Source organism: Streptomyces sp. NPDC030799 (assembly GCF_055572255.1).
The window spans coordinates 184006-207064 of record NZ_JBVIDS010000016.1 but is presented as its reverse complement, the minus strand read 5'-3'; the positions used below and the strand labels follow the sequence as shown (position 1 = coordinate 207064).

Here is a 23059-nt window from a genome sequence, read left to right as displayed (position 1 = left end):
GTGCGAGCGTTCGCCTTAAGGGGCTTAGCGCTCGACCTCACCGCGGATGAACTTCTCGACGTTCTCGCGGGCCTCGTCGTCGAAGTACTGGACCGGCGGGGACTTCATAAAGTACGAGGACGCCGACAGGATCGGGCCGCCGATGCCGCGGTCCTTGGCGATCTTCGCGGCGCGCAGGGCGTCGATGATGATGCCGGCGGAGTTCGGGGAGTCCCAGACCTCGAGCTTGTACTCCAGGTTCAGCGGCACCTCGCCGAAGGCGCGGCCCTCAAGGCGGACGTAGGCCCACTTGCGGTCGTCCAGCCAGGCCACGTAGTCGGACGGGCCGATGTGAACGTTCTTGTCGCCGAGGTCCCGGTCGGGGATCTGGGAGGTGACGGCCTGCGTCTTGGAGATCTTCTTGGACTCCAGGCGGTCACGCTCGAGCATGTTCTTGAAGTCCATGTTGCCGCCGACGTTCAGCTGCATGGTGCGCTCCAGGCGGACACCGCGGTCCTCGAAGAGCTTCGCCATGACGCGGTGCGTGATGGTGGCGCCGACCTGGGACTTGATGTCGTCACCGACGATCGGCACACCGGCCTCGGTGAACTTGTCCGCCCACTCCTTGGTGCCGGCGATGAAGACCGGGAGGGCGTTGACGAAGGCGACCTTGGCGTCGATGGCGCACTGGGCGTAGAACTTCGCCGCGTCCTCGGAGCCGACCGGCAGGTAGCAGACCAGGACGTCGACCTGCTTGTCCTTGAGGACCTGGACGACGTCGACCGGCTCCTCGGCGGACTCCTCGATGGTGGCGCGGTAGTACTTGCCGAGGCCGTCGAGGGTGTGGCCGCGCTGGACGGTGACACCGGTGGAGGGCACGTCGCAGATCTTGATGGTGTTGTTCTCGGAGGCGCCGATCGCGTCCGCGAGGTCGAGGCCGACCTTCTTGGCGTCGACGTCGAACGCGGCGACGAACTCGACGTCGCGCACGTGGTAGTCACCGAACTGCACGTGCATGAGGCCGGGGACCTTCGACGCCGGGTCGGCGTCCTTGTAGTACTCGACTCCCTGCACCAGCGACGCCGCGCAGTTGCCCACGCCGACGATGGCTACGCGAACCGAACCCATTCCGGTTGCTCCCTGTGTGTACGAGTGAGGCCCTGACTGGGTCTCACGTGGCGGTGTCGTCGGGCGTATCCGTCCGGGGGGTGTCCCCGGGACGGGGCAGGCCGCCCGTCGATCCAGTGGTGGTGTCCTGCTGAGCGGACCCCCCGGACGCGGAACCTCTCAGGTCCCGCCCGGCCCGCTCGCTTTCGATGAGCTCGTTCAGCCAGCGCACTTCGCGCTCCACGGACTCCATCCCGTGGCGCTGGAGCTCAAGCGTGTAGTCGTCGAGGCGCTCCCGCGTGCGCGTCAGGGAGGCGCGCATCTTCTCCAGGCGCTCCTCCAGACGGCTGCGCCGGCCCTCCAGGACGCGCATGCGCACATCGCGCGACGTCTGCCCGAAGAAGGCGAAGCGTGCGGCGAAGTGCTCGTCCTCATACGCGTCGGGGCCGGTTTGCGAGAGCAGGTCCTCGAAGTGCTCCTTCCCTTCCGCCGTCAGCCGATAGACGATCTTGGCGCGGCGTCCGGCGAGCGGAGCGGCGAGGGCGTCCTCGTGAGTGCTGCCCGGTTCCTCGATCAGCCAGCCGTTGGTGACCAGCGTCTTGAGGCAGGGATACAGGGTCCCGTAGCTGAACGCCCGGAACACACCGAGGGACGTGTTGAGTCGTTTGCGCAGCTCATAGCCGTGCATCGGGGACTCGCGCAGCAGGCCGAGCACGGCGAACTCGAGGATGCCGGAACGTCGGCTCATCGTCGCCTCCCCTCGGTCCGGCTGATCGCTCCCGCGGGTCTCGCGGTACCTCTCAGCGTCTTTATCTCGCGCTGATGTATCGACTCGATACATCATGACGATAGAACGGCCTTCCGCAGGCGACAAGAGCGACGGTGGTGAACGGGATCACATCACCGATTCATACGATGCAAGTTGCACTTTTTGGGGTGAACTTCAGGGCTCGGCAGGTTTTGGGGATGCGTAGTCTGTGCGCCATGCACACCACCGGGAACCGCGTGACGCCCGGGGAGCGTCGTCGTCCCCGGTGCAGTACGGGTGAATGCAGAACCGACCACATCCGTACTCCGGGGGGACCGGAAACCAGCCGCCGTTCCAGGCGCGCACGGGTGCGCCTGCCCGAGGAGTAATCGTTCGATGAGCGAGCACCGTCGCAAACCGCCGCAGCCGCAGGGAGGCGGACGTGCCGCGGCCCGACGCGGCCCGTCCGGCTCGTCCTCCGGTCGCCGCGCGGCACCGCGGGGCGCCACTGGGTCCCCAGCCGACTCCTATGGGTCCAGTTCCTATGGGTCGGGAGCCAACGAGCCGGGAGGTGATGAGCGTGCCTACGGCGGCCGTGCCGAGGCCCGCCGGGCGGCGCAGAGAGGCAGTCGCCGCAGAGGCATGGACAACGCCGGCCCGAGCGGCCGGCGCGGCGGCCCGGCCGGTCCCGGGCGCGGCAGGGGCCGTGCATCGACCGCACCCGGCAAGAAGCGGATGATCGACTATCCCCGGGCCGGGAAGTACGGCTGGCGCCGCTGGGTGCCCTCCTGGAAGCTCGTCTCCGGGCTCTTCATCGGGTTCGTCGGAAGCCTGGTGGTGCTGGTCGGCGTCAGCTACGCGATGGTCTCGATCCCCAACGAACAGGATGCCGCCAAGTCCCAGAACAACGTCTACTACTGGGCCGACGGCAAGCAGATGGTGGCCACGGGCACGGGGGTCAACCGGCAGAACGTCGACATCTCGCAGATCCCCGACGCCATGCAGTGGGCTGTGATCTCGGCCGAGAACAAGAGCTTCTACCAGGACTCGGGCGTCGACCCCATGGGTATCGCGCGCGCCGTGGTCAACATGGCGCGGGGCGGCCAGACCCAGGGCGGTTCGACGATCACCCAGCAGTACGTCAAGAACACCTATCTGAGCCAGCAGCAGACCCTCACCCGTAAGTTCAAGGAGCTGTTCATCTCCATCAAGGTGGGGACGAAGCTCAAGAAGAGCCAGATCCTGCAGGGGTACCTCAACACCTCGTACTTCGGTCGCGGCGCGTACGGTATCCAGGCGGCTGCGCAGACGTACTACGGCAAGAACGCGGTGGACCTGACGCCGAGCCAGTGCGCGGTCCTCGCAGCGCTGCTCAAGGGCCCGACGTACTACGACCCGGCCGGCAACGCGGACCTCGACCCATCGGCGACCGCGAAGGACAACAAGAGGCGCTCGCAGGAACGCTGGCAGTGGATCCTCGAGCAGATGCACAACGACCACCACCTCAGCGACACCGACTACCAGAAAGCCATCGCGAAGTACCCCATGCCCGACGGCCGCAAGGCGACCAAGGGGATGACCGGCCAGATCAGCTACCTGGTCGACACGGCGAAGAAGTACGTTCTCGCCCACTCCGACATCACGGAGGCGGATTTCGACCGGGGCGGCTACCAGATCAAGACGACCTTCGAGAAGGACAAGGTCAACGAGCTGAGCGCGGCCGTGAAGAAGATCCAGAAGGAGCGGATCGATCCCAAACGCCGGGACCTCGACAAGTACGTCCAGTTCGGCGCGGCGTCGGTGAAGCCCCAGGACGGCGCGATCGTCGCTCTCTACGGCGGCGACGGCTACGAGAACGGCCACTTCACGAACAACGCCGACACCTCCGGCGTCCCGGTCGGTTCGACGTGGAAGCCGTTCGTGCTCGCCGCGGCCATGCAGGACGGGACCTACAGGTCCGGGGGGCAGGGAATCTCCCCGCTGAGCAAGTACAACGGCAATGACCACCTCAAGGTCATGAATCCGGACGGCACCCCGTATCTCACCAAGGACAACGAGCCCTTCTACCAGGTCAACGAGAGCCCACGCCCCTGGGGCTACATCACGCTGCGCAAGGCGATGGAGCAGTCCGTCAACACGCCGTTCGTCCAGCTGGGCATGGATGTGGGGATGCGGAAGGTCCGGGACGTCGCCAAGGCGTGCGGCATCCTGGACGACAGCTTCTCCACGCTGAACCCGTCCTTCGCCATCGGTACCTCGACCCCGAGCGCGATCCGCATGGCCGACGCGTACGCGACGTTCGCAGCGTCCGGCAAGCATGCGGACCCGTACTCGGTGATCTCCGTCAAGAAGGACGGCGCGGACGTGCAGGGCTTCACTCAGCCCAAGGTCACCACGGCGATGCCGGCCAACGTGGCCAACAACGTCACGGACGTCCTGCAGAACGTCATCCAGAACGGTACGGGTAAGAACGCCAAGGCCCTGGGCCGTACGGCGGCGGGCAAGACCGGTACCACCGACAGCAACAAGTCGGCCTGGTTCGTCGGTTACACCCAGCAGCTGTCCACCTCGGTGGCGATGTTCCGGGAGAACCCGAAGGACCATGAGCTGCTGTCGATGAACGGCACGGCCGGCGTCCCGTCGATCCACGGTGGTGACATCCCGACGTCCGTGTGGACCGAGTACATGAAGGCCGCGCTGAAGAACGCCAACGACACCGGCTTCCCGGACGCCACCGAGATCGGCAAGATCCAGGACGAGGCCGGTGCCCCGTCCCCGAAGCCGACCCCCAGCATCACGCCGAGCCCGACGCCCAGCGATTCGCCGAGCCCGACGCCCAGCGACACGTCCCCGTCCCCGTCTCCGTCCCCGTCCCCGAGCGACAGCTGCCAGTGGAGCTGGACCAACCCCTGCAACGGCAACAGCAACGGAAACGGCAACGGCGGCACGGACACGGGCGGAGCCACCGGAACCACCGGAGGCACCGAACCGTCGCCCAGCGTCACGGACTCGACCGGCCCCGGCGGTAACACCCGTGGCAACGGCAATGGAGGCATCTTCGGCGGGCCGACAGGCTGACCGAACGGCCGGAGGCCGGTGTTCAGCACCCTTTCAGGTGCCGGACACCGGCCTCCGCGCCTTCTGCAGGACAAGACCGGCTCTCCGGAGCCTGCCGTACCGGTGGAGGGGCAGATCCCGCGACGCTCACAGCGGCATACGGCAGGATGTGCCCCATGCCCAGTGCAGAGATGACTCCCGCGAGCATGCACGAGCCCGAGCCCGTGCGGCCCACCCCGGCAGAGCCGGTGCGGCCGACCAGTGAGGACGAGATCGCCCGGGCAGGCAGTGAGCTGATCGGCGGTCCGCTGGGACGGCGCGCCCTGCTCGCGACCTCCTGGTGGACCCCCGTACGGGTCGTCGCGCTCGTGGCGATCGGCATGTTCGCCCTCGGCCTGGTCCAGAAGGCGCCCTGCTACCACAGTGCCTGGTTCTTCGGCGCGAGCAGCCAGTACACACACGCGTGCTACTCGGACATCCCCCACCTCTACCAGGGGCGTGGGTTCGCCGATCATCTCGTGCCGTACTTCGACAAGCTCTCGGGCGACATGGACTACCTCGAATACCCGGTGCTGACCGGCGTGTTCATGGAGGTGGCGTCCTGGCTGACCCCGCACGGCGGCGGCATCCAGCGCCAGGAGCAGTGGTACTGGTTCGTCAACGCCGGGATGCTGATGGTCTGCGCGGCCGTCATCGCGGTCTGTGTGGTCCGCACCCACCGCCGGCGCCCCTGGGACGGCCTGCTGGTCGCCCTGGCGCCCGCCTTCGTGCTCACCGCGACCATCAACTGGGACCTGCTGGCCGTGGCGCTCACGGCCGCCGCGATGCTGATGTGGTCCCGGAGCCGTCCCGTCGCCTTCGGCGTGCTCCTGGGCCTCGCCACGGCCGCCAAGCTCTACCCCGTGTTCCTGCTCGCCCCGCTGTTCGTGCTGTGCTGGCGGGCCGGCAAGTGGCGGGAGTACTCCCAGGCCTTCGGCGGCGCGGCGATCGCCTGGCTGGTGGTGAACCTGCCGGTGATGCTCTTCGCCTTCCAGGGCTGGTCGAAGTTCTACACGTTCAGCCAGGAGCGGGGCGTCGACTTCGGCTCGTTCTGGCTGATCTGGGCGCAGAACTCCACCAACCCGCCCGGTACCGGTTTTGTGAACACCGCTGCCCTGGTGCTGGTGGTGCTGTGCTTCCTCGGCATCGCCGCGCTGACGTTCACCGCCCCGCGCCGGCCGCGCTTCGCGCAGCTGGCCTTCCTGATGGTGGCGGCGTTCATCCTCACCAACAAGGTCTACTCACCGCAGTACGTCCTGTGGCTGGTGCCGCTGGCGGTCCTGGCCCGGCCCAAGTGGCGTGACTTCCTGGTCTGGCAGGCCTGCGAGGTGGCGTACTTCCTGGGCATCTGGATGTATCTCGCCTACACGACCAGCGGAGACGCCCACAAGGGTCTGCCGACGCACGGCTACCAATGGGCGATCGTGCTGCATCTGGTGGGCACGCTGTACCTGTGTGCCGTCGTCGTACGGGACATCCTCATGCCGGAGCGGGACGTGGTGCGGCGGTCCGGCGACGACGACCCGTCGGGCGGGGTGCTCGACGGCGCGCAGGACGTCTTCGTGTTCGGCGCGGCAGCCCATCCGCCGCGGCACGCCGCCCACTTCGAGGGACCTCAGGTGGACTGGGGCCGGCCGGTCCCCCCGTCCGCCGAGGACCGTTCGCTCTGAGCGAACACACCGGTGGAAGGTCATGAAGAAGGCCGTACACGCACACTGCGTGTACGGCCTCTTGCGGTACGGGCCGGCTCAGCGGTCCACGAGCCGGTCGAACTGTGTGGTGGTGTGCCGCAGATGGGCCACCAGCTCGTCGCCGACCCTCGGCTCCGGAGCGTCCGACGGGACGAACAGGATCGACACCTGCATGTGCGGCGGCTCGGCGAACCAGCGCTGCTTGCCCCCCCAGACGAACGGAGAAAGGTTCCGGTTGACCGTGGCGAGGCCGGCCCGTGCGACGCCCTTGGCGCGCGGCATCACGCCGTGCAGGGCCTTCGGGGCCTCCAGGCCCACCCCGTGCGACGTTCCGCCCGCCACGACCACCAGGTAGCCGTCCGAGGCCGCCTTCTGCTGCCGGTAGCCGAACCGGTCGCCCTTGGTCACGCGCGTGACGTCCAGGACGGCGCCGCGGTACTCGGTCGCCTCGTGGTCCCCCAGCCACAGCCGAGTGCCGATGCGGGCACGGAACCGTGTCTGCGGGAACTGCTGCTGCAGCCGGGCCAGTTCGTCGGCCTTGAGGTGGCTGACGAACATCGTGTGCAGCGGCAGCCGGGCCGCGCGCAGCCGGTCCATCCAGCCGATGACCTCCTCGACGGCGTCCGAGCCGTCGGTGCGGTCCAGCGGCAGATGGATGGCGAAGCCTTCCAGCCGGACGTTCTCGATGGCCTGGTGCAGCTGGGGCAGATCCTGCTCGCTGATGCCGTGGCGCTTCATCGAGGACATCACCTCGATGACGACCCGCGCGCCGACCAGGCCGTACACACCGTCGACCGACGACACGGAGCGCACCACCCGGTCGGGCAGCGGCACGGGCTCCTCGCCGCGCCGGTACGGCGTCAGCACCAGCAGGTCACCGCCGAAGAAGTCCTTGATGCGCGCGGCCTCGTACGTCGTGCCGACCGCGAGCAGGTCCGCGCCCAGCCGCGTCGCCTCCTCCGCCAGCCGTTCGTGCCCGAAGCCGTAGCCGTTGCCCTTGCAGACCGGGACCAGGCCCGGGAACTGCTCGTGCACGTGCTTGTGGTGCGCCCGCCAGCGCGCGGTGTCGACGTAGAGCGTGAGCGCCATGGCCGGACCTGGAACCTTTCTCGTGGCTGCGGTGTATCAGAGGTGTGAACGCTGTGAAGCCTATGGAATCAAACGCCCGCCGCTCAGCGGCGCGACATGTAGATGTCCAGTGCCTTGTGGAGCAGCTTGTTCAGCGGGAAGTCCCACTCACCGAGGTACTCGGCGGCCTGACCGCCGGTGCCGACCTTGAACTGGATCAGACCGAAGAGGTGGTCCGTCTCGTCCAGCGAGTCGGAGATGCCGCGCAGGTCGTAGACGGTGCCGCCGAGCGCGTAGGCGTCGCGCAGCATCCGCCACTGCATCGCGTTCGAGGGCCGGACCTCACGGCCGATGTTGTCGGAGGCACCGTAGGAGTACCAGACGTGCCCGCCGACGATCAGCATCGTCGCCGCGGACAGGTTCACGCCGTTGTGGCGGGCGAAGTACAGCCGCATGCGGTTCGGGTCCTCGGTGTTGAGGGCCGTCCACATGCGCTGGAAGTACGACAGCGGGCGGGGCCGGAAGTGGTCGCGCACCGCCGTGATCTCGTACAGCCGCTGCCACTCGGCCAGGTCCTGGTAGCCGCCCTGTACGACCTCGACGCCGGCCTTCTCGGCCTTCTTGATGTTGCGGCGCCACAGCTGGTTGAAGTTCTTGTGGACCTCTTCCAGGGAGCGGTTGGCCAGCGGCACCTGGAAGACATAGCGCGGCTGCACGTCGCCGAAGCCGGCGCCGCCGTCCTCGCCCTGCTGCCAGCCCATACGGCGCAGCTTGTCCGCCACCTCGAAGGCACGCGGCTCGATGAAGTCGGCCTCCAGGTCGCGCAGCCGCTTGACGTCCTGGTCCTGGATGCCCTTCTTGATCGTCTCGGCGTTCCAGCGCCGGATGATCACCGGCGGGCCCATCTTCACCGAGAAGGCGCCCTGCTGCTTCAGGTGCGCCAGCATCGGCTGGATCCAGTCGTCCAGATTCGGGGCGAACCAGTTGATGACCGGGCCCTCGGGGAGATAGGCGAGGTAGCGCTTGATCTTGGGCAGCTGGCGGTAGAGGACCAGGCCGGCACCGACCATCTCGCCGGTGCGGTCGTCGAACCAGCCGAGGTTCTCCGAGCGCCACTCCGCCTTCACATCGGCCCAGGCCGGGACCTGCATGTGGCTCGCCGACGGCAGGCTCTGGATGTAGGCCAGATGCTGCTCGCGGCTGATGGTCCTCAGGGTCAGGCTCATGTCGGGGCGCTCCTCGGGCTGGTGTGTCCCCATGGGTACAGGGGCTCCGGCTCTCGCGCCGAAGCCTACTGCGCCTTGCGAACGCCTCGACTGGGCGTACGGGCCTTAACCCCGGCCGGACGGGCGGCCGGGGCGGTCCGCGGTGTTCGAAAAGGCGTTGTACGGAGGTCGTCCGGCGCTCAGCCGCCGACGATTCCGCCGAACAGTCCGCCGTGCGCCATGCTGATCAGGAAACCCACCCCCGCAGCGCCGAGACCCAGGATCAGAACGAATCGCTCCCGAGTCGTCACCGAGATCCACTGTCCGTAGACGCCGACGGCGAGACCCACCAGACCTGTCCACGAGCTGAGCAGGTGGAGGCCGTGGAAGAAGGACGTGGCGAAGGACAGCACGCCGAGGAGGAAGGTCACCGCCATCAGGGTGTCCTGAAGCGGACGAGCCTTGCCGTCCGTGGCGAAGAGGGAACCGGCGACGTTGGGATGCAATGTCTGTGCCATGGGCACCTCCTGCGGAAGGCGGCGCATAGTAGCGCCGTACACACCCGACGTGTACAGGGTGACGGTCTTCACGCCCGGATTTCAACCGGAAGCGGGTGTGCGGGTAGTCTGTACCGTCTGCACTGGTGTCTGCCCACGCCTGCCCAGGTAACACTGCGGGATCCTTCAGGACCCCCGATTGTCAGTGGCGGCCGATACCGTTGCGTACGCATCACAACCCTCCTGCCACGGAACGACCGTGGCCGCTGAGTCCAAAGGAGGTGGGTTCCACATGCGTCACTACGAGGTGATGGTCATCCTCGACCCCGATCTCGAGGAGCGTTCGGTCTCCCCGCTGATCGAGAACTTCCTGTCCGTCGTCCGTGACGGTGGCGGCAAGGTTGAGAAGGTCGACACCTGGGGCCGTCGTCGTCTCGCCTACGAGATCAAGAAGAAGCCCGAGGGCATCTACTCGGTCATCGACCTGCAGGCCGAGCCTGCGGTCGTCAAGGAGCTCGACCGCCAGATGAACCTGAACGAGTCGGTCCTCCGGACCAAGGTCCTCCGCCCCGAGACCCACTGAGCTCTTCCGCTCAGCTGATCTCGGGATTCGAGTAGCAGCAAGCAGCCAGCAGCAAACCCGCCGAGAGGTTCCCCCATGGCAGGCGAGACCGTCATCACGGTCATCGGCAATCTTGTCGACGACCCCGAGCTGCGCTTCACCCCGTCCGGTGCGGCGGTCGCGAAGTTCCGCGTCGCGTCCACTCCCCGCACCTTCGACCGCCAGACGAACGAGTGGAAGGACGGCGAGAGCCTGTTCCTGACCTGCTCGGTCTGGCGCCAGGCGGCGGAGAACGTCGCCGAGTCGCTCCAGCGAGGCATGCGCGTCATCGTGCAGGGCCGGCTGAAGCAGCGGTCCTATGAGGACCGTGAGGGCGTCAAGCGCACGGTCTACGAGCTGGACGTCGAGGAAGTCGGCCCCAGCCTGCGCAACGCCACGGCCAAGGTCACCAAGACCGCCGGTGGCGCTCGCGGTGGCCAGGGCGGTTACGGCGGCGGTGGCGGCCAGGGTGGCGGCGGCTGGGGCTCGGGCCCCGGTGGCGGCCAGCAGGGCGGCGGCGCTCCGGCCGACGACCCGTGGGCGACCGGCGCTCCCGCCGGTGGCAACCAGGGTGGCGGCGGCTGGGGCGGAGGCTCCGGCGGCGGTGGCGGCTACTCGGACGAGCCCCCCTTCTAGGTCCTCGGACCAAGGGCGGGGCCGTACCCCAAACTTCTTGATCACACAGGAGAAACACCATGGCGAAGCCGCCTGTGCGCAAGCCGAAGAAGAAGGTCTGCGCTTTCTGCAAGGACAAGGTCACGTACGTGGACTACAAGGACACGAACATGCTGCGGAAGTTCATCTCCGACCGCGGCAAGATCCGTGCCCGCCGCGTGACCGGCAACTGCACGCAGCACCAGCGTGACGTCGCCACGGCCGTGAAGAACAGCCGTGAGATGGCGCTGCTGCCCTACACGTCCACCGCGCGCTAAGGGAAGGGTGACCGACTCATGAAGATCATCCTCACCCATGAGGTCTCCGGCCTCGGTGCCGCTGGCGACGTCGTCGACGTCAAGGACGGTTACGCTCGCAACTACCTGATCCCGCGGAAGTTCGCTATCCGCTGGACCAAGGGTGGCGAGAAGGACGTCGAGCAGATCCGCCGCGCTCGCAAGATCCACGAGATCCAGACCATCGAGCAGGCCAACCAGGTCAAGGCCCAGCTTGAGGGCGTGAAGGTCCGTCTGGCCGTCCGCTCCGGCGACTCCGGCCGTCTCTTCGGTTCCGTCACCCCGGCCGACATCGCGTCCGCGATCAAGGCTTCCGGTGGCCCCGAGGTCGACAAGCGCCGCATCGAGCTGTCCGCTCCGATCAAGACCCTGGGCGCCCACGAGACGTCCGTGCGTCTGCACCCCGAGGTTGCCGCCAAGGTCAACATCGAGGTCATCGCGGCCTGATCGCTGCGCTCTGCTTGAGCAGCTCTGAAAGGGGCCGCGCCTTCACGGGCGCGGCCCCCTTCACATGAGCTGGATGTTTCACGTGAAACACGACAGCCGGCCTGTTTCACGTGAAACGGTCAGCGGGTGGCGCCCGTGACGATCCAGCGGCCTGAGCGGGTGCGCAGCCACAGGGTCAGCATGCGAAGGGCCATCATGAGTGTCATCGCAGCCCACAGTGCGGTGAGGTCGCCGCCGAGTGTGGGGACGAGCAGTGCGATGGGAGCGAACACCGCCAGGGTGACGACCATCGCCCAGGCCAGATACGGCCCGTCGCCCGCGCCCATCAGTACGCCGTCCAGCACGAAGACGATCCCGCAGACGGGTTGCGAGAGCGCCACCATCAGCAGGGCGGGCAGTGCCGCGTCCTTGACCACGGAGTCGCTGGTGAACAGTGGCAGGAAGACCGGCCGGGCAGCCACCACGAGCAGACCTAGCACCACCCCGGTCGCGGTGCCCCACTGGACCATGCGGCGGCAGGCCTCACGCGCTCCTCGGGCGTCGTCCGCGCCGAGACAGCGGCCGATGATGGCCTGTCCCGCGATCGCTATCGCGTCGAGAGCGAAGGCCAGAAGGCTCCACAGGGACAGGATGATCTGATGCGCGGCGATGTCGGCGTCGCCCAGATGCGCCGCCACCCCTGTCGCGATCATCAGGATCGCCCGCAGTGACAGCGTGCGCACCAGCAGCGGAACGCCTGCCTGAGCCGAGGCACTGATGCCGGCGACATCCGGGCGAAGCGAAGCCTCGTGCTGACGAGCCCCGCGGACGACCACGGTCAGATAGACGGCTGCCATGCCGCACTGTGCGATGACCGTGCCCCAGGCCGAGCCGGCAATGCCGAGACCGGCGCCGTAAACGAGTCCTGCATTGAGTGCACCGTTGGCGACGAAGCCTGCCCCGGCGACGTAGAGCGGGGTCCTGGTGTTCTGCAGGCCGCGGAGCACTCCGGTGGCGGCAAGGATGATGAGCATGGCCGGGATGCCCAGTGAGGAGATGCGCAGATAGGTCGTGGCGTAAGGGGCCGTGGTTGTGGAGGCGCCGAAGAGGTCCACGATGCCGGGTGCCAGCGGAAGCACGACGGCGATGACGGCGATGCCGAGCAGCAGCGCCAGCCAGATGCCGTCCATGCCCTGGCGAATGGCCGCCTTCAGATCGCCGGCGCCGACACGCCGGGCCACGGCGGCGGTGGTCGCGTAAGCGAGGAAGACAAAGACGCTCACCGCAGTGGTGAGGAGGGCTGAGGCAACGCCCAGGCCGGCGAGCTGAGCGGTCCCGAGATGGCCGACGATGGCACTGTCCGCCATGACGAAGAGAGGCTCGGCGACGAGCGCGCCGAAGGCCGGGACGGCCAGCGCGACGATCTCTCTGTCGTGCCGCCGACGGGTGACCTCGGGTATCGCGGGAGCCTGTGTCATGAGCACTAATCTAATCGTCCACAGGTAAGTGATGCAAATGGCTCGCGCCCCTTACTCCGCCCTTGCGGGTGTGTCCTTCGGCGCACCGTTCGACACGATCTTGGTCCGACTGGGGAAGTTTTTCTTCTGCACAGCCGGTGGACGGTAAAGGTGCAGGTCAGTGCGGTCTGGTGGGTATGAGAGAGGGCTTGTTCACAGGGCTGTCCACCGGGTCGTGCACAGGTTTCGGCGAGTTCTCCACAGCATCGGGGCTGTCGTCCACATGGCCTGTGGATAACCAGATTGGCTGACGGTGCCGACGGGCCTACCGTGGTCCGGCGCCCGCTCCTTCCCCAGGCCTGGGGAGCGTCCTTCCCTCAGTCCTGGAATCGTCACAAACCCGACGCGTAGGAACCGGAGTTGGGCCTCTCATTTGTCAGTGCCGTGCCGTACAAAAGAGGACACGGCGAGGTCCGCCCTGCGGACGGGGAGGAGGTGGCTCGGTGAGCATTTCCGAGCCCTTGGACGATCCGTGGGCCGATGCCGGACCCAGTGATCGTCTGCCGGCCTCCCGGCGACGCGGTGACGGCGGCCGGAGCCGTGAGGAACAGCACGACCGGGGCCGGGAGAACGCCTCCTGGGACGGCGGGGGCTCCTCCTTCGAGCGGGTGCCGCCGCAGGACCTGGACGCCGAACAGTCGGTGCTGGGCGGCATGCTGCTGTCGAAGGACGCCATCGCCGACGTCGTCGAGATCCTCAAGGGCCACGACTTCTACAAGCCGGCGCACGAGACGATCTACCAGGCGATCCTGGACGTCTACGCCAAGGGCGAGCCGGCCGACCCGATCACCATCGCTGCCGAGCTCACCAAGCGCGGCGAGATCAACAAGGTCGGCGGAGCCGCGTATCTGCACAGCCTCGTCCAGACCGTGCCGACGGCGGCGAACGCCGAGTACTACGCCGAGATCGTCCACGAGCGTGCCGTCCTGCGCCGCCTGGTCGAGGCGGGCACGCGTATCACGCAGATGGGATACGCGGCCGACGGCGACGTGGACGAGATCGTCAACCGTGCCCAGGCCGAGATCTACGCCGTCACCGAGCAGCGCACCAGCGAGGACTATCTGCCGCTCGGCGACATCATGGAAGGCGCGCTCGACGAGATCGAGGCGATCGGCTCGCGCAGCGGTGAGATGACCGGTGTGCCGACCGGCTTCACCGACTTCGATTCGCTGACGAACGGCCTGCACCCGGGCCAGATGGTCGTCATCGCGGCCCGTCCCGCCATGGGTAAGTCGACGCTCGCGCTGGACTTCGCGCGGGCCGCCTCGATCAAGCACAACCTGCCGAGCGTCATCTTCTCGCTGGAAATGGGCCGCAACGAGATCGCGATGCGTCTGCTGTCCGCCGAGGCCCGGGTCGCCCTGCACCACATGCGGTCCGGCACGATGACCGACGAGGACTGGACCAGGCTCGCCCGCCGCATGCCGGACGTCTCGGCCGCACCGCTCTACATCGACGACTCGCCCAACCTGTCGATGATGGAGATCCGCGCCAAGTGCCGGCGCCTCAAGCAGCGCAACGACCTGAAGCTGGTCGTCATCGACTATCTCCAGCTGATGCAGTCGGGTGGCTCCAAGCGCGCCGAGAGCCGTCAGCAGGAGGTCTCGGACATGTCCCGTAACCTCAAGCTGCTCGCCAAGGAGCTGGAGATCCCGGTCATCGCGCTCTCGCAGCTCAACCGTGGTCCCGAGCAGCGCACCGACAAGAAGCCGATGGTCTCCGACCTGCGTGAGTCGGGTTCCATCGAGCAGGACGCCGACATGGTCATCCTGCTGCACCGCGAGGACGCCTACGAGAAGGAGTCCCCGCGCGCGGGCGAGGCCGACCTGATCGTGGCCAAGCACCGAAACGGCCCCACCGCCACCATCACGGTCGCCTTCCAGGGTCACTACTCCCGCTTCGTGGACATGGCCCAGACCTGATCGCCCAACACTGCGGGGTCTCAGGGACCGTCGGGCTGGAAGAATGCGAGCATTTTCCGGGCAGCGTCCGGCGACGTCAGCAATTCCTGCATGTCCGCGGACATCCGGGCGGCAGCGCTGGTGCGCTCGAACATCTCGCGTTCGTATTCTTCGACGGCGGCGGGAAGGTCGTCCGGGTGCGCGGCCAGGGCGAGGCCGAGCAGGGCGCCGTCGAGCAGCGCCATGTTGGCGCCCTGTCCCACCGGCGGCATCAGGTGCGCGGCATCGCCGAGCAGCGTGATGTCCGGCGTCGACGGCCAGGTCAGGCCGGCCGGGAGAGCGGTGAGCGACCGCGGCACGATCGTGTCGTCGCAGGCCGCGATCAGGGCGGTGAACCGTGAGTCCCAGCCGGTGAGCAGGTCGATCAGCCGTGCCCGGGCGGCGGCCGGGTCGTCGAACGGGATCCCGCTGGTGTCGAACCAGTCCTCGGCGGTGTTGTAGAAGCTGAGGCCGATGCGCACGCGGCCGTCGCCGTTGCGCTGCGCCCCGAGGGATATTCCGTTGCCGAGCACCCAGTAGTTGCCGCGCCCGACCATGGCCGCGAGGTCGGGGTGCGTGCGGTCGATGTCGGGAATGCCGACCTCGACGACGTTCTGGCCGATGTGCGCCGGGCGAGCGTCGGTGAGCAGTGCGCGGACCCGGGAGTTCGCGCCGTCCGCGCCGACCAGCAGGTCGTACGTCGCACTGCTGCCGTCGGCGAAGTACAGCACGCCATTGTCGGCGGATTCGAACGCGTGCCCCCAGCGCACCGTGTGTTCAGGGAGAGAGTCCAGCAGCAGGTTGCGCAGGTCGGCACGGTCCACCTCGGGGCGCTCAAGAGGGGCGCCCTCGGGCGTGTCCTCCTGCAGCAGCAGGGTGCCGTCCGGCTCGAGAAGCCGCATGTCCTGGCCCTCGCCACGGGCAATTGCGTAGAACTGGTCGATCAGACCGGCCTCGCGCAACGCCCGCTGGCCGGAGTGGATGTCGAGCATGCCGCCCTGACTGCGCGCACTCCGTGACGCTTCACGTTCGTACACGACGGAATCCATGCCGTTGACGTGCAGCACACGGGCGAGAGCCAGGCCGCCGAGGCCGGCTCCGACGATGGCAATGGCCATGGTTGATCCTCCTTCGATACGCCGATACGCCGTACTGATCGATACACTGTATCGCTCGATGCGATGTATTGTTGGCCGCATGTTGGTGTGGGAGAGGCCGGAGCCGCCGAATCGACCGGTGCCGGCCCCGCTGAGCCGGGAACGAATCGTGCGCGCGGCGATCCGGCTGGCCGACGCGGACGGCCTGGAAGCGGTGTCGCTGCGCAAGGTCGCCACCGCGCTGGACGTCCGCCCGATGCGGCTGTACGGCTACATCGCCGGCAAGGAGGAGCTGCTCGACCTGATGGTCGACGCCGCCTACGCCGAGATCAGGCCGGTCGGAGACGGCTGGCGGGAGGTGCTCCGGTCGCTTGCCGAAGCCACTCGGCACGCCGCTCACGAGCACGAATGGCTCGCCGATCTGCTGGGCGGCCGACCCCAGCTCGGGCCGCACGCGCTGGCCACCGGGGAGACCGTGGTGGCCGCACTGGGCGACATCGACCTGGACGCCGTCATGCCGGTGGTCGGCGCGGTCAACGCGTATGTGATCGGCGCCGTGCGCAGGGAGATCGCCGAGCGGCGTGCCGAGCGGGCCACCGGGATGGACGAGAAGCGTTGGCAGGCCTCACTCGGGCCCTATCTGGTGCGAACCTTCGCCACCGGCCGATTCCCCGCGTTGGCCAAGGTGGTGCGCGATGCCGCCCACCTGGACGCCGACCACACCTTCCGGATCGGCCTCGACTTCCTGCTCGACGGCATCGAAGCCCGCTTCTCAGGGTGACGCGCGGTTCGGGGCCCTGTACATCGTGTGGCTTCTCGGCTCACTCCCTCACGGGCAGGCACTCGGCGAGCAGGCCGACAATGTCGCGCCAGGCTCGTTGCGCGTGCCGTGGGTGGTGGCCGACGCCGGGGACCACGGGGTGGTCGACCGGCGGGTGGTGGAAGGCGTGCAAGGCGCCGCCGTAGACCACGAGGCGCCAGTCGACGCCCGCGGCCTGCATCTCGGCGGCGAAGGCGTCCCGTTGGCCGGCGGGCATGATCGGGTCCTCCGATCCGACACCGGCCCACACGGGGCAGCGGATGCGCGCCGCTTCGCCCGGTCGGCCCGTGGTCAGGGCGTTGACCGTCCCGATCGCCCGCAGGTCGACGCCGTCGCGGCCGAGTTCCAGCACGATCGCGCCCCCGGTGCCGTAGCCGATGGCGGCGATCCGGTCGGGGTCGGTCCGCGGCTCGGCACGCAGCACATCGAGTGCCGCACGGCCGATACCCCGCATCCGCCCGGGGTCGGCGAGCAGCGGCATGCAACGGTCCAGCATCTCCGCGGGGTCGCCCCGATAGCGTCCGCCGTGGAGGTCGAAGGCCAGCGCCACGTATCCCAGCTCAGCCAGGGCATCGGCACGGCGGCGCTCGACGTCGCTGAGACCCATGCCCTCGGGCCCGATCAGGACTGCGGGCCGGCGGTCGGCTCCGGCGGGGAGCGCGAGATGCCCGACCATCGTCAGGCCGTCGGCCGGGTAGGTGACCGTGCGCGTGGTGACCGTCGTCATGATCCTGGACCGTAGTGATCGTCGAGCCCGGCCGGGCCGGTCTTCGCCGTTGGCAGAACAGCGCGTCGGCCCCGGTGATCGCGGACGCTCGGGCGGTCAGCCTGCCCGAGCGCGTCGTACTCCGCGGACGCCGTCGGCGAAACAACTCGACGGCCGCTGCTTCACCCGGTGGACTGGGCCCATGACGACACCCCACGAAGATCTGCTGCCCACGACCCGACGAGCCCTGCTGCACCGGATCGCCGTCGCACAGGCCGAAGGGCGGTCGCCGTCGCTGGTCGCGGCTGTCGTGCGGGGCGGGCGGGCCGTGTGGCACGGGGCGCGCACCTCGGTGGACGGCCACGGCCCGGACGAGAACGTGCAGTACCGGATCGGATCCATCACCAAGACCTTCACAGCCGTCCTGGTGATGCGGCTGCGCGACGAGGGCCTGCTCGACCTCGGTGATCTCCTGGAGAAGCATCTGCCGGGTACCGGCGCGGGCGAGGCGACGATCGCGGACCTGCTCGCGCACACCGCGGGACTGGCGGCCGAGTCGCCCGCCCCCTGGTGGGAGCGGACCCCGGGCACCCTTCGCCCGGAACTGGCCGATGTGCTCGGCGAGCAGCCCCTGCTGCACCCCGTCGGGCGGCGGCACCACTACTCCAACCCCGGCTACACGCTGCTCGGCGCGCTGGTGGAGGAGGTGCGTGGCGCTTCCTGGGAGGAGGTGCTGCGCAGCGAGATCCTCGAGCCGCTCGGTCTGCACCGCACGAGCATGCAGCCCGAGGCTCCGCACGCCGGCGGATGGGCCGTGCATCCGTGGGCGGACGCCATGCTGCCGGAGCCGCTGGAGGACCTGGGCAGGATGGCGCCGGCCGGTCAGCTGTGGTCGACCACGGGGGACCTGGCGCGGTTCGCCGCGTTTCTGGCCGTGGGGGACGACCGGGTACTGAGTGCGGAGTCGGTGCGGGAGATGCGTACGCCCGCGGCGCCCGCCGAGGCCGCGGACCTGCTGGACGGGGCCACCTACGGCCTCGGTCTGCAGATCCAGCGCCGCGACGGCCGGCTTCTGGTCGGGCACTCCGGTTCACTGCCGGGTTTCCTGGCGAACCTCACCATCGCCGTGGAGGACGACGTGGCGGCAGTGGTGCTCGCCAACTGCACGAGCGGACCGCTGCTCGGAGCGGTCGGTGCGGACCTCGTCCGGATCGTCGCCGAGGCGGAGCCGCGGATCCCGGAGCCGTGGCGGCCGCTGCGTGAGGTCGACCCGGCGGTCCTGGAGCTGGCGGGGCAGTGGTACTGGGGGACCAACGCCTTCGGCCTGCGGGTGACTGCCGACGGTCTGCTCGCACTCGGCCCCCTGACCGGCAGCGGCCGGCGCGCCCGCTTCCGCTCGAACGGTGACGGCAGCTGGACGGGCCTGGAGGGTTACTTCGCCGGAGAGCTGCTGCGGCCCGTACGACGTCCGGACGGGGCCGTGAGCCACCTCGACCTCGGCTCCTTCGTGTTCACGCGGCAGCCGTACGACGCTGAGGCGCCGATCCCTGGCGGAGTGGACCCCGAGGGGTGGCGTGGTGTCCGCTAGCTCCTGAGCGGCGGGGTGCCGATCGCTGATTCGATGAGCAGGGAAGATCTCCCGTGCGCGCACCTCATGCCGGTACGTTCAGGGACTCCACGACCCGGACGAGCGGGGCCAGTTCAGGGTTCCGGGAGGCTTCGTCCAGAGCCTCACGCAGGGCGGAGTCATTGGTCGGTCGCGCCTCCTCCAGCAGCCGCAGACCCGTCTCGGTGACGTTGGTGTAGATACCGCGCCGGTCGGTGGGGCAGAGGTAGCGCTCCAGCAGGCCTCGGTCCTCCAGTCGGGTCACCAGGCGGGTGGTGGCGCTCTGGCTGAGGACGACGGCGTCGGCGACCTGCTTCATCTGCAGATGGCCGCCCTCGCCGTCGTGCTGTCGGCTCAGCACATCGAGCAGGGAGTACTCGCGCACGCTCAGGTCGTGCTTCGCCTGCAGGGCGCGCTCGATGTGCGCCTCGATCCTTCCGTGCAGCGCAGAGAGAGCGCACCAGCCCTGTGCGAGGGCGGTGAGCGCGGGGTCCGTCGCTGTCATTGGCGTTTCCTCCGTCCCGGAGCGGCTGCATCCAGGGTAGAGCACGCCCGCAATAGTGCGCGCTTGCAATTAAACGGCGTCTGCAACTATTGTGAACGCACGCAAAGCGCTCCTGCAATCTTCTGGGAAGGTGTATCCCTCCATGCCTCTCGCGCTTGTGGCCCTCGCGATCGGGGCCTTCGGAATTGGAACGACCGAGTTTGTGATCATGGGCTTGCTGCCCCAGGTCGCGGGCGACTTCGGAGTCTCCATCCCCACGGCGGGCCTCCTGGTGACGGGCTACGCGCTCGGCGTGGTCATCGGCGCCCCGCTGATGACCGTGCTCGGCACCAAGGTCGCGCGCAAGCGGATGCTCATGCTGCTGATGGGCCTCTTCATCGTCGGGAACCTGCTCTCCGCCGTGGCGCCCACCTTCGCGATCATGCTGCTCGGACGTGTGGTCGCCTCCCTCGCGCACGGTGCCTTCTTCGGCATCGGCTCGGTCGTGGCGGCCGAGCTGGTGACGCCCGACAAGAAGGCCGGCGCCATCGCCATGATGTTCACCGGCCTGACCTTCGCCAATGTCGTGGGCGTTCCGCTGGGCACGCTCATCGGCCAGTACGCCGGCTGGCGCGTCACCTTCGGCGTCGTCGCCGCTCTCGGGGTCATCGGTCTCGCCGGCGTCGCCAAGCTGGTGCCGGAGGTGCCGCGGCCCCAGGGCGTGCACCTGCGGCACGAACTGGCCGCTTTCAAGAACGCCCAGGTCCTGCTCGCCATGGCGATGACCGTTCTCGGCTTCGGCGGCGTCTTTGCGGCCATCACGTACATCGCGCCGATGATGACGCACGTCGCCGGCTTCGCCGACGGCTCGGTCACCTGGCTGCTGGTCCTGTTCGGCCTCGGCATGGTCGGCGGCAACCTCATCGGCGGAAGGTTCGCCGACCGCGCCCTGATGCCGATCCTGTACGTCTCCCTGGGCGCCCTGGCCCTCGTTCTGGCCCTCTTCACGCTCACCGCCCACAACAAGATCGCGGCGGCCGTGACGATCGCCCTGATCGGCGCCCTGGGCTTCGCGACCGTACCGCCGCTGCAGAAGCGCGTGCTCGACCAGGCGCACGGAGCCCCGACGCTCGCGTCGGCCGTGAACATCGGCGCCTTCAACCTGGGCAATGCGCTGTCCGCCTGGCTCGGCGGCATCGTGATCGCGGCCGGCTTCGGCTACACGTCCCCCAACTGGGTCGGTGCCGCCCTCGCAGCGGCCGCCCTGGCCCTCGCCGTGCTCTCGTCGGCGCTGGAGCGGCGCGCCGGTGCCCCCAGCACCGTGGTCGCCTCCGGGACGCCCGCTGGGCAGCAGACGCCGGTCCACCACTGAGCCCCTGGGATCCGGGCCCGCCTCAACGCCCGTACCCCACTGCCTCCGTGCCGGGGTCGTCCTCCGGTACGGCACGCAACCATCTCAGCAACACCCGAGGAGAGAACCTCCATGAGCACCACTGCCGTCGCCCCGCTGTCCATCGAGGACGCCGAACTGCTCGTCGCCACGGCCCGCAACGCGGCCGAGAACGCCGGGGTCACCGTCAGCGTGACCGTCCTGGACGCCGGCGGCCATCTGCTCGCCTTCCGCCGGGACGACCGGGCCGTGCTGATCTCCGGCGAGACCAGCACCCGCAAGGCCTACACCGCCCTCCAGCTGAACGCCGCCACCGCCGACCTGGTCGACGCCGTCCAGCCGGGCGGCCTGTTCCACACGCTGCCCACTGCCCTCGACCGGCCCCTGCTCTTCATCGCGGGCGGTGTGCCCGTCCACCGGGACGGCCGGCTGATCGGCGCGATCGGTGTCGGCGGCGGTGCGCCGGAGCAGGACCACGGCTTCGCCACCGCAGCGGTGCGGGCGCTCGCCTGATCACTCGGCCCCGGACGGACAGCGCCGGCTCCACCGCACGACGCGGCGGGGCCGGCGCTCGTCGTACGAGGGATCAGCCCGCGGCCACGGTCAGGGGCGCGAACCGCCGGGTCCAATTACCCGGGAGGTCCGTGATGCCGTACGTCATTACCGCGTTGAAGGCCACGGAAGCCAGCCCCCGCGCCTTCGCCCACGCCAGCAGCTCCTCATGGCGCACATCGATGTCGGTGCGCAGCGGACGGTCCGTACGGGCCGCCAGCGAGGTGAGGAGAGCCTGGGCGGTCTCGGTGTCCCGGGCGATCAGCGGACCGACGACGTGGGTGTCCATATTGGGCCACGCGGCCGTGTAGCCGATGATCCGGCCGTTCTCCTCGGCTACCCGCAACTGGTCGGCGAAGGCGGGCAGCCGGGTGATCAGGGGGGTGCGGTCGGCGCCGAAGACCTCCTCGTCGAGGCGCAGGATCGCCGGAAGGTCCTCGGCGGTGGCCGCTCGGGTGAGCACGCCGGTCTCCGGCCCGCCGGGCACGAAGTGGCCCATCAGCATCTCCGCCCGGCCCGTCACCTTGAACCCCAGCTCCTCATACAGGGGACGGCCGTTGGGCGTGGCGTGCAGGGTGAGCGGGGTGGGGCCCATGGTCGAGAGGACATGGCGCATCAGGCGGCGCCCGACGCCCTGACGGGCATGGCGTTCGGCCACCAGGACCATGCCGATGGCGCCGAGAGCCGGGCGGTCCCACGAGCCGTACTCCGTGACGACACACGCGGCGACGAGACCACCCCGGGGATCGTCGATGCCGAGGCCCTTTCCGGCCGCGAGAAGGAACCCCCACTTGTGTTCCTCGCGTGGCCACCCCCGGTCCTCGGACAAGTCGGCGCAGGCGGTGAGATCGCGAAGCGTCAGACGACGGATGGGCAGAGCGGCGAGGGAAGGAGTCGACACGCAGGTCAGGCTGGCCGACCGGCGCCCTCGGCGTCCACCCGTTTCGACGCAGACACACGTGCTTTTGGTCATGCCGTGGCCATATGCACAGCCCGTGGACGGCGGTCGGTGTTTCACGTGAAACACCGACCGCCGGTTGGACGCCCTGTCCGACAAGGACCTGTTTGCTGCTCAACCGAGGTCGGGGGCGTGCATGGCGCGTACGCCCTCGATGTTGCCGTCCAGGTAGTGGCGCAGCGACAGGGGGACCAGATGGACGGAGGCGATGCCGACGCGAGTGAAGGGAACGCGGACGATCTCGTACTCACCGGCCGGCTCCTCCACTTCGGGGCCGTGCCGCAGGGCCGGGTCCATGGATTCCAGCCGGCAGACGAAGAAGTGCTGCACCTTCACGCCGGTCGCGCCGCCGTCCTCGCCGATGTGCTCGACAGTGTCCACAAAGCAGGGGACCACATCGGTGATCTTGGCGCCGAGTTCCTCGGACACTTCCCGGTGCAGGGCGTCCACGACGGTGGGATCTCCGGGCTCGACCCCGCCACCGGGAGTGACCCAGTAGGGATCGACACCGGGCTTGGTGCGCTTGATCAAGATCAGGTCGTCGCCGTCCAGAAGAACGGCACGGGCGGTGCGCTTGACCACGGGTCGGACGGTCATGGGAGAAATGTGGCCCGGCTGGTT

General features: G+C 68.6%; 22 protein-coding genes. 11 read left to right on the top strand and 11 right to left on the bottom strand.

The window, feature by feature from the left end:
- Positions 1 to 24 precede the first annotated feature (24 nt).
- The gene (locus ACZ41I_RS34490) at positions 25 to 1107 is read right to left on the bottom strand and encodes an inositol-3-phosphate synthase (protein ID WP_363214116.1); all 1083 of its coding nucleotides are present in this window, start codon (positions 1105 to 1107) and stop codon (positions 25 to 27) included.
- 43 nt (positions 1108 to 1150) lie between these two features.
- Positions 1151 to 1834 carry a PadR family transcriptional regulator gene (locus tag ACZ41I_RS34485; RefSeq protein WP_363214115.1) on the bottom strand — a complete coding sequence of 228 codons (684 nt, stop codon included), beginning with the start codon at positions 1832 to 1834 and terminating at the stop codon, positions 1151 to 1153.
- A gap of 396 nt (positions 1835 to 2230) precedes the next feature.
- Between ACZ41I_RS34485 and ACZ41I_RS34480 the strand changes: the two genes are divergently transcribed.
- Both ACZ41I_RS34480 and ACZ41I_RS34475 read left to right on the top strand, forming a co-directional pair.
- On the top strand, positions 2231 to 4912 hold the full coding sequence (locus ACZ41I_RS34480; RefSeq protein ID WP_468515889.1) for a transglycosylase domain-containing protein: 2682 nt from the start codon (positions 2231 to 2233) through the stop codon (positions 4910 to 4912).
- Positions 4913 to 5067: 155 nt separating this feature from the next.
- A complete protein-coding gene (locus ACZ41I_RS34475; RefSeq protein WP_399766857.1) occupies positions 5068 to 6600 on the top strand; it encodes a glycosyltransferase family 87 protein in 1533 nt (510 codons plus the stop codon).
- 78 nt (positions 6601 to 6678) lie between these two features.
- Here the strand turns inward: ACZ41I_RS34475 and ACZ41I_RS34470 are convergent, their stop codons facing one another.
- The 3 genes from ACZ41I_RS34470 to ACZ41I_RS34460 form a co-directional block, all read right to left on the bottom strand.
- Positions 6679 to 7710 (bottom strand): alanine racemase, encoded by a 1032-nt coding sequence (locus ACZ41I_RS34470; RefSeq protein WP_468515888.1) that lies wholly within the window; start codon positions 7708 to 7710, stop codon positions 6679 to 6681.
- A gap of 83 nt (positions 7711 to 7793) precedes the next feature.
- Entirely contained in the window at positions 7794 to 8915 is a 1122-nt protein-coding gene (gene femX / locus ACZ41I_RS34465; RefSeq protein ID WP_363214110.1) for a peptidoglycan bridge formation glycyltransferase FemX, read from the bottom strand.
- A gap of 179 nt (positions 8916 to 9094) precedes the next feature.
- Positions 9095 to 9412 carry a hypothetical protein gene (locus ACZ41I_RS34460; protein ID WP_399766860.1) on the bottom strand — a complete coding sequence of 106 codons (318 nt, stop codon included), beginning with the start codon at positions 9410 to 9412 and terminating at the stop codon, positions 9095 to 9097.
- Between the two features lie 271 nt (positions 9413 to 9683).
- Here ACZ41I_RS34460 and rpsF point away from each other — a divergent pair, with 271 nt between their 5' ends.
- The 4 genes from rpsF to rplI all read left to right on the top strand — a co-directional run bounded on the left by rpsF (position 9684) and on the right by rplI (position 11389).
- Complete coding sequence (gene rpsF / locus ACZ41I_RS34455; protein WP_009189556.1) at positions 9684 to 9974, top strand: 30S ribosomal protein S6; 291 nt, start codon at positions 9684 to 9686, stop codon at positions 9972 to 9974.
- A gap of 75 nt (positions 9975 to 10049) precedes the next feature.
- Complete coding sequence (locus tag ACZ41I_RS34450) at positions 10050 to 10628, top strand: single-stranded DNA-binding protein (RefSeq protein ID WP_363214108.1); 579 nt, start codon at positions 10050 to 10052, stop codon at positions 10626 to 10628.
- A 59-nt stretch (positions 10629 to 10687) separates the two neighbouring features.
- On the top strand, positions 10688 to 10924 hold the full coding sequence (rpsR, locus tag ACZ41I_RS34445; protein ID WP_003949403.1) for a 30S ribosomal protein S18: 237 nt from the start codon (positions 10688 to 10690) through the stop codon (positions 10922 to 10924).
- 18 nt (positions 10925 to 10942) lie between these two features.
- Positions 10943 to 11389, top strand: coding sequence for a 50S ribosomal protein L9 (rplI, locus tag ACZ41I_RS34440; protein ID WP_399766864.1), 447 nt, complete (start codon positions 10943 to 10945; stop codon positions 11387 to 11389).
- A 119-nt stretch (positions 11390 to 11508) separates the two neighbouring features.
- On the opposite strand, the gene ACZ41I_RS34435 is transcribed toward rplI, so the two are convergent.
- Positions 11509 to 12846, bottom strand: coding sequence for an MATE family efflux transporter (locus tag ACZ41I_RS34435; RefSeq protein WP_468515887.1), 1338 nt, complete (start codon positions 12844 to 12846; stop codon positions 11509 to 11511).
- 482 nt (positions 12847 to 13328) lie between these two features.
- On the opposite strand from ACZ41I_RS34435, the gene dnaB reads away from it, so the two are divergent.
- Positions 13329 to 14807, top strand: a complete 1479-nt coding sequence (gene dnaB / locus ACZ41I_RS34430; RefSeq protein WP_363214105.1) for a replicative DNA helicase — start codon at positions 13329 to 13331, stop codon at positions 14805 to 14807.
- Between the two features lie 20 nt (positions 14808 to 14827).
- Here dnaB and ACZ41I_RS34425 read toward each other — a convergent pair whose 3' ends face one another.
- Positions 14828 to 15943, bottom strand: a complete 1116-nt coding sequence (locus ACZ41I_RS34425; RefSeq protein WP_399766870.1) for an FAD-dependent oxidoreductase — start codon at positions 15941 to 15943, stop codon at positions 14828 to 14830.
- A gap of 79 nt (positions 15944 to 16022) precedes the next feature.
- On the opposite strand from ACZ41I_RS34425, the gene ACZ41I_RS34420 reads away from it, so the two are divergent.
- Positions 16023 to 16703, top strand: a complete 681-nt coding sequence (locus ACZ41I_RS34420; RefSeq protein ID WP_468515886.1) for a TetR/AcrR family transcriptional regulator — start codon at positions 16023 to 16025, stop codon at positions 16701 to 16703.
- A 40-nt stretch (positions 16704 to 16743) separates the two neighbouring features.
- Here ACZ41I_RS34420 and ACZ41I_RS34415 read toward each other — a convergent pair whose 3' ends face one another.
- Complete coding sequence (locus ACZ41I_RS34415) at positions 16744 to 17469, bottom strand: dienelactone hydrolase family protein (protein ID WP_399766876.1); 726 nt, start codon at positions 17467 to 17469, stop codon at positions 16744 to 16746.
- A 181-nt stretch (positions 17470 to 17650) separates the two neighbouring features.
- Between ACZ41I_RS34415 and ACZ41I_RS34410 the strand changes: the two genes are divergently transcribed.
- Positions 17651 to 19036, top strand: a complete 1386-nt coding sequence (locus ACZ41I_RS34410) for a serine hydrolase domain-containing protein (protein ID WP_399766879.1) — start codon at positions 17651 to 17653, stop codon at positions 19034 to 19036.
- 64 nt (positions 19037 to 19100) lie between these two features.
- Here the strand turns inward: ACZ41I_RS34410 and ACZ41I_RS34405 are convergent, their stop codons facing one another.
- Entirely contained in the window at positions 19101 to 19559 is a 459-nt protein-coding gene (locus ACZ41I_RS34405; protein ID WP_363214099.1) for a MarR family winged helix-turn-helix transcriptional regulator, read from the bottom strand.
- 142 nt (positions 19560 to 19701) lie between these two features.
- Between ACZ41I_RS34405 and ACZ41I_RS34400 the strand changes: the two genes are divergently transcribed.
- Together ACZ41I_RS34400 and ACZ41I_RS34395 are read left to right on the top strand one after the other, a co-directional pair.
- The gene (locus ACZ41I_RS34400; RefSeq protein WP_468515885.1) at positions 19702 to 20910 is read left to right on the top strand and encodes an MFS transporter; all 1209 of its coding nucleotides are present in this window, start codon (positions 19702 to 19704) and stop codon (positions 20908 to 20910) included.
- A gap of 111 nt (positions 20911 to 21021) precedes the next feature.
- Complete coding sequence (locus ACZ41I_RS34395) at positions 21022 to 21441, top strand: GlcG/HbpS family heme-binding protein (protein WP_363214097.1); 420 nt, start codon at positions 21022 to 21024, stop codon at positions 21439 to 21441.
- 73 nt (positions 21442 to 21514) lie between these two features.
- On the opposite strand, the gene ACZ41I_RS34390 is transcribed toward ACZ41I_RS34395, so the two are convergent.
- Positions 21515 to 22381: a GNAT family N-acetyltransferase gene (locus ACZ41I_RS34390; protein WP_468515884.1), complete on the bottom strand. Its 867-nt coding sequence runs from the start codon at positions 22379 to 22381 to the stop codon at positions 21515 to 21517.
- Positions 22382 to 22552: 171 nt separating this feature from the next.
- Positions 22553 to 23035, bottom strand: a complete 483-nt coding sequence (locus ACZ41I_RS34385; RefSeq protein WP_023548662.1) for an NUDIX domain-containing protein — start codon at positions 23033 to 23035, stop codon at positions 22553 to 22555.
- Positions 23036 to 23059 lie beyond the last annotated feature (24 nt).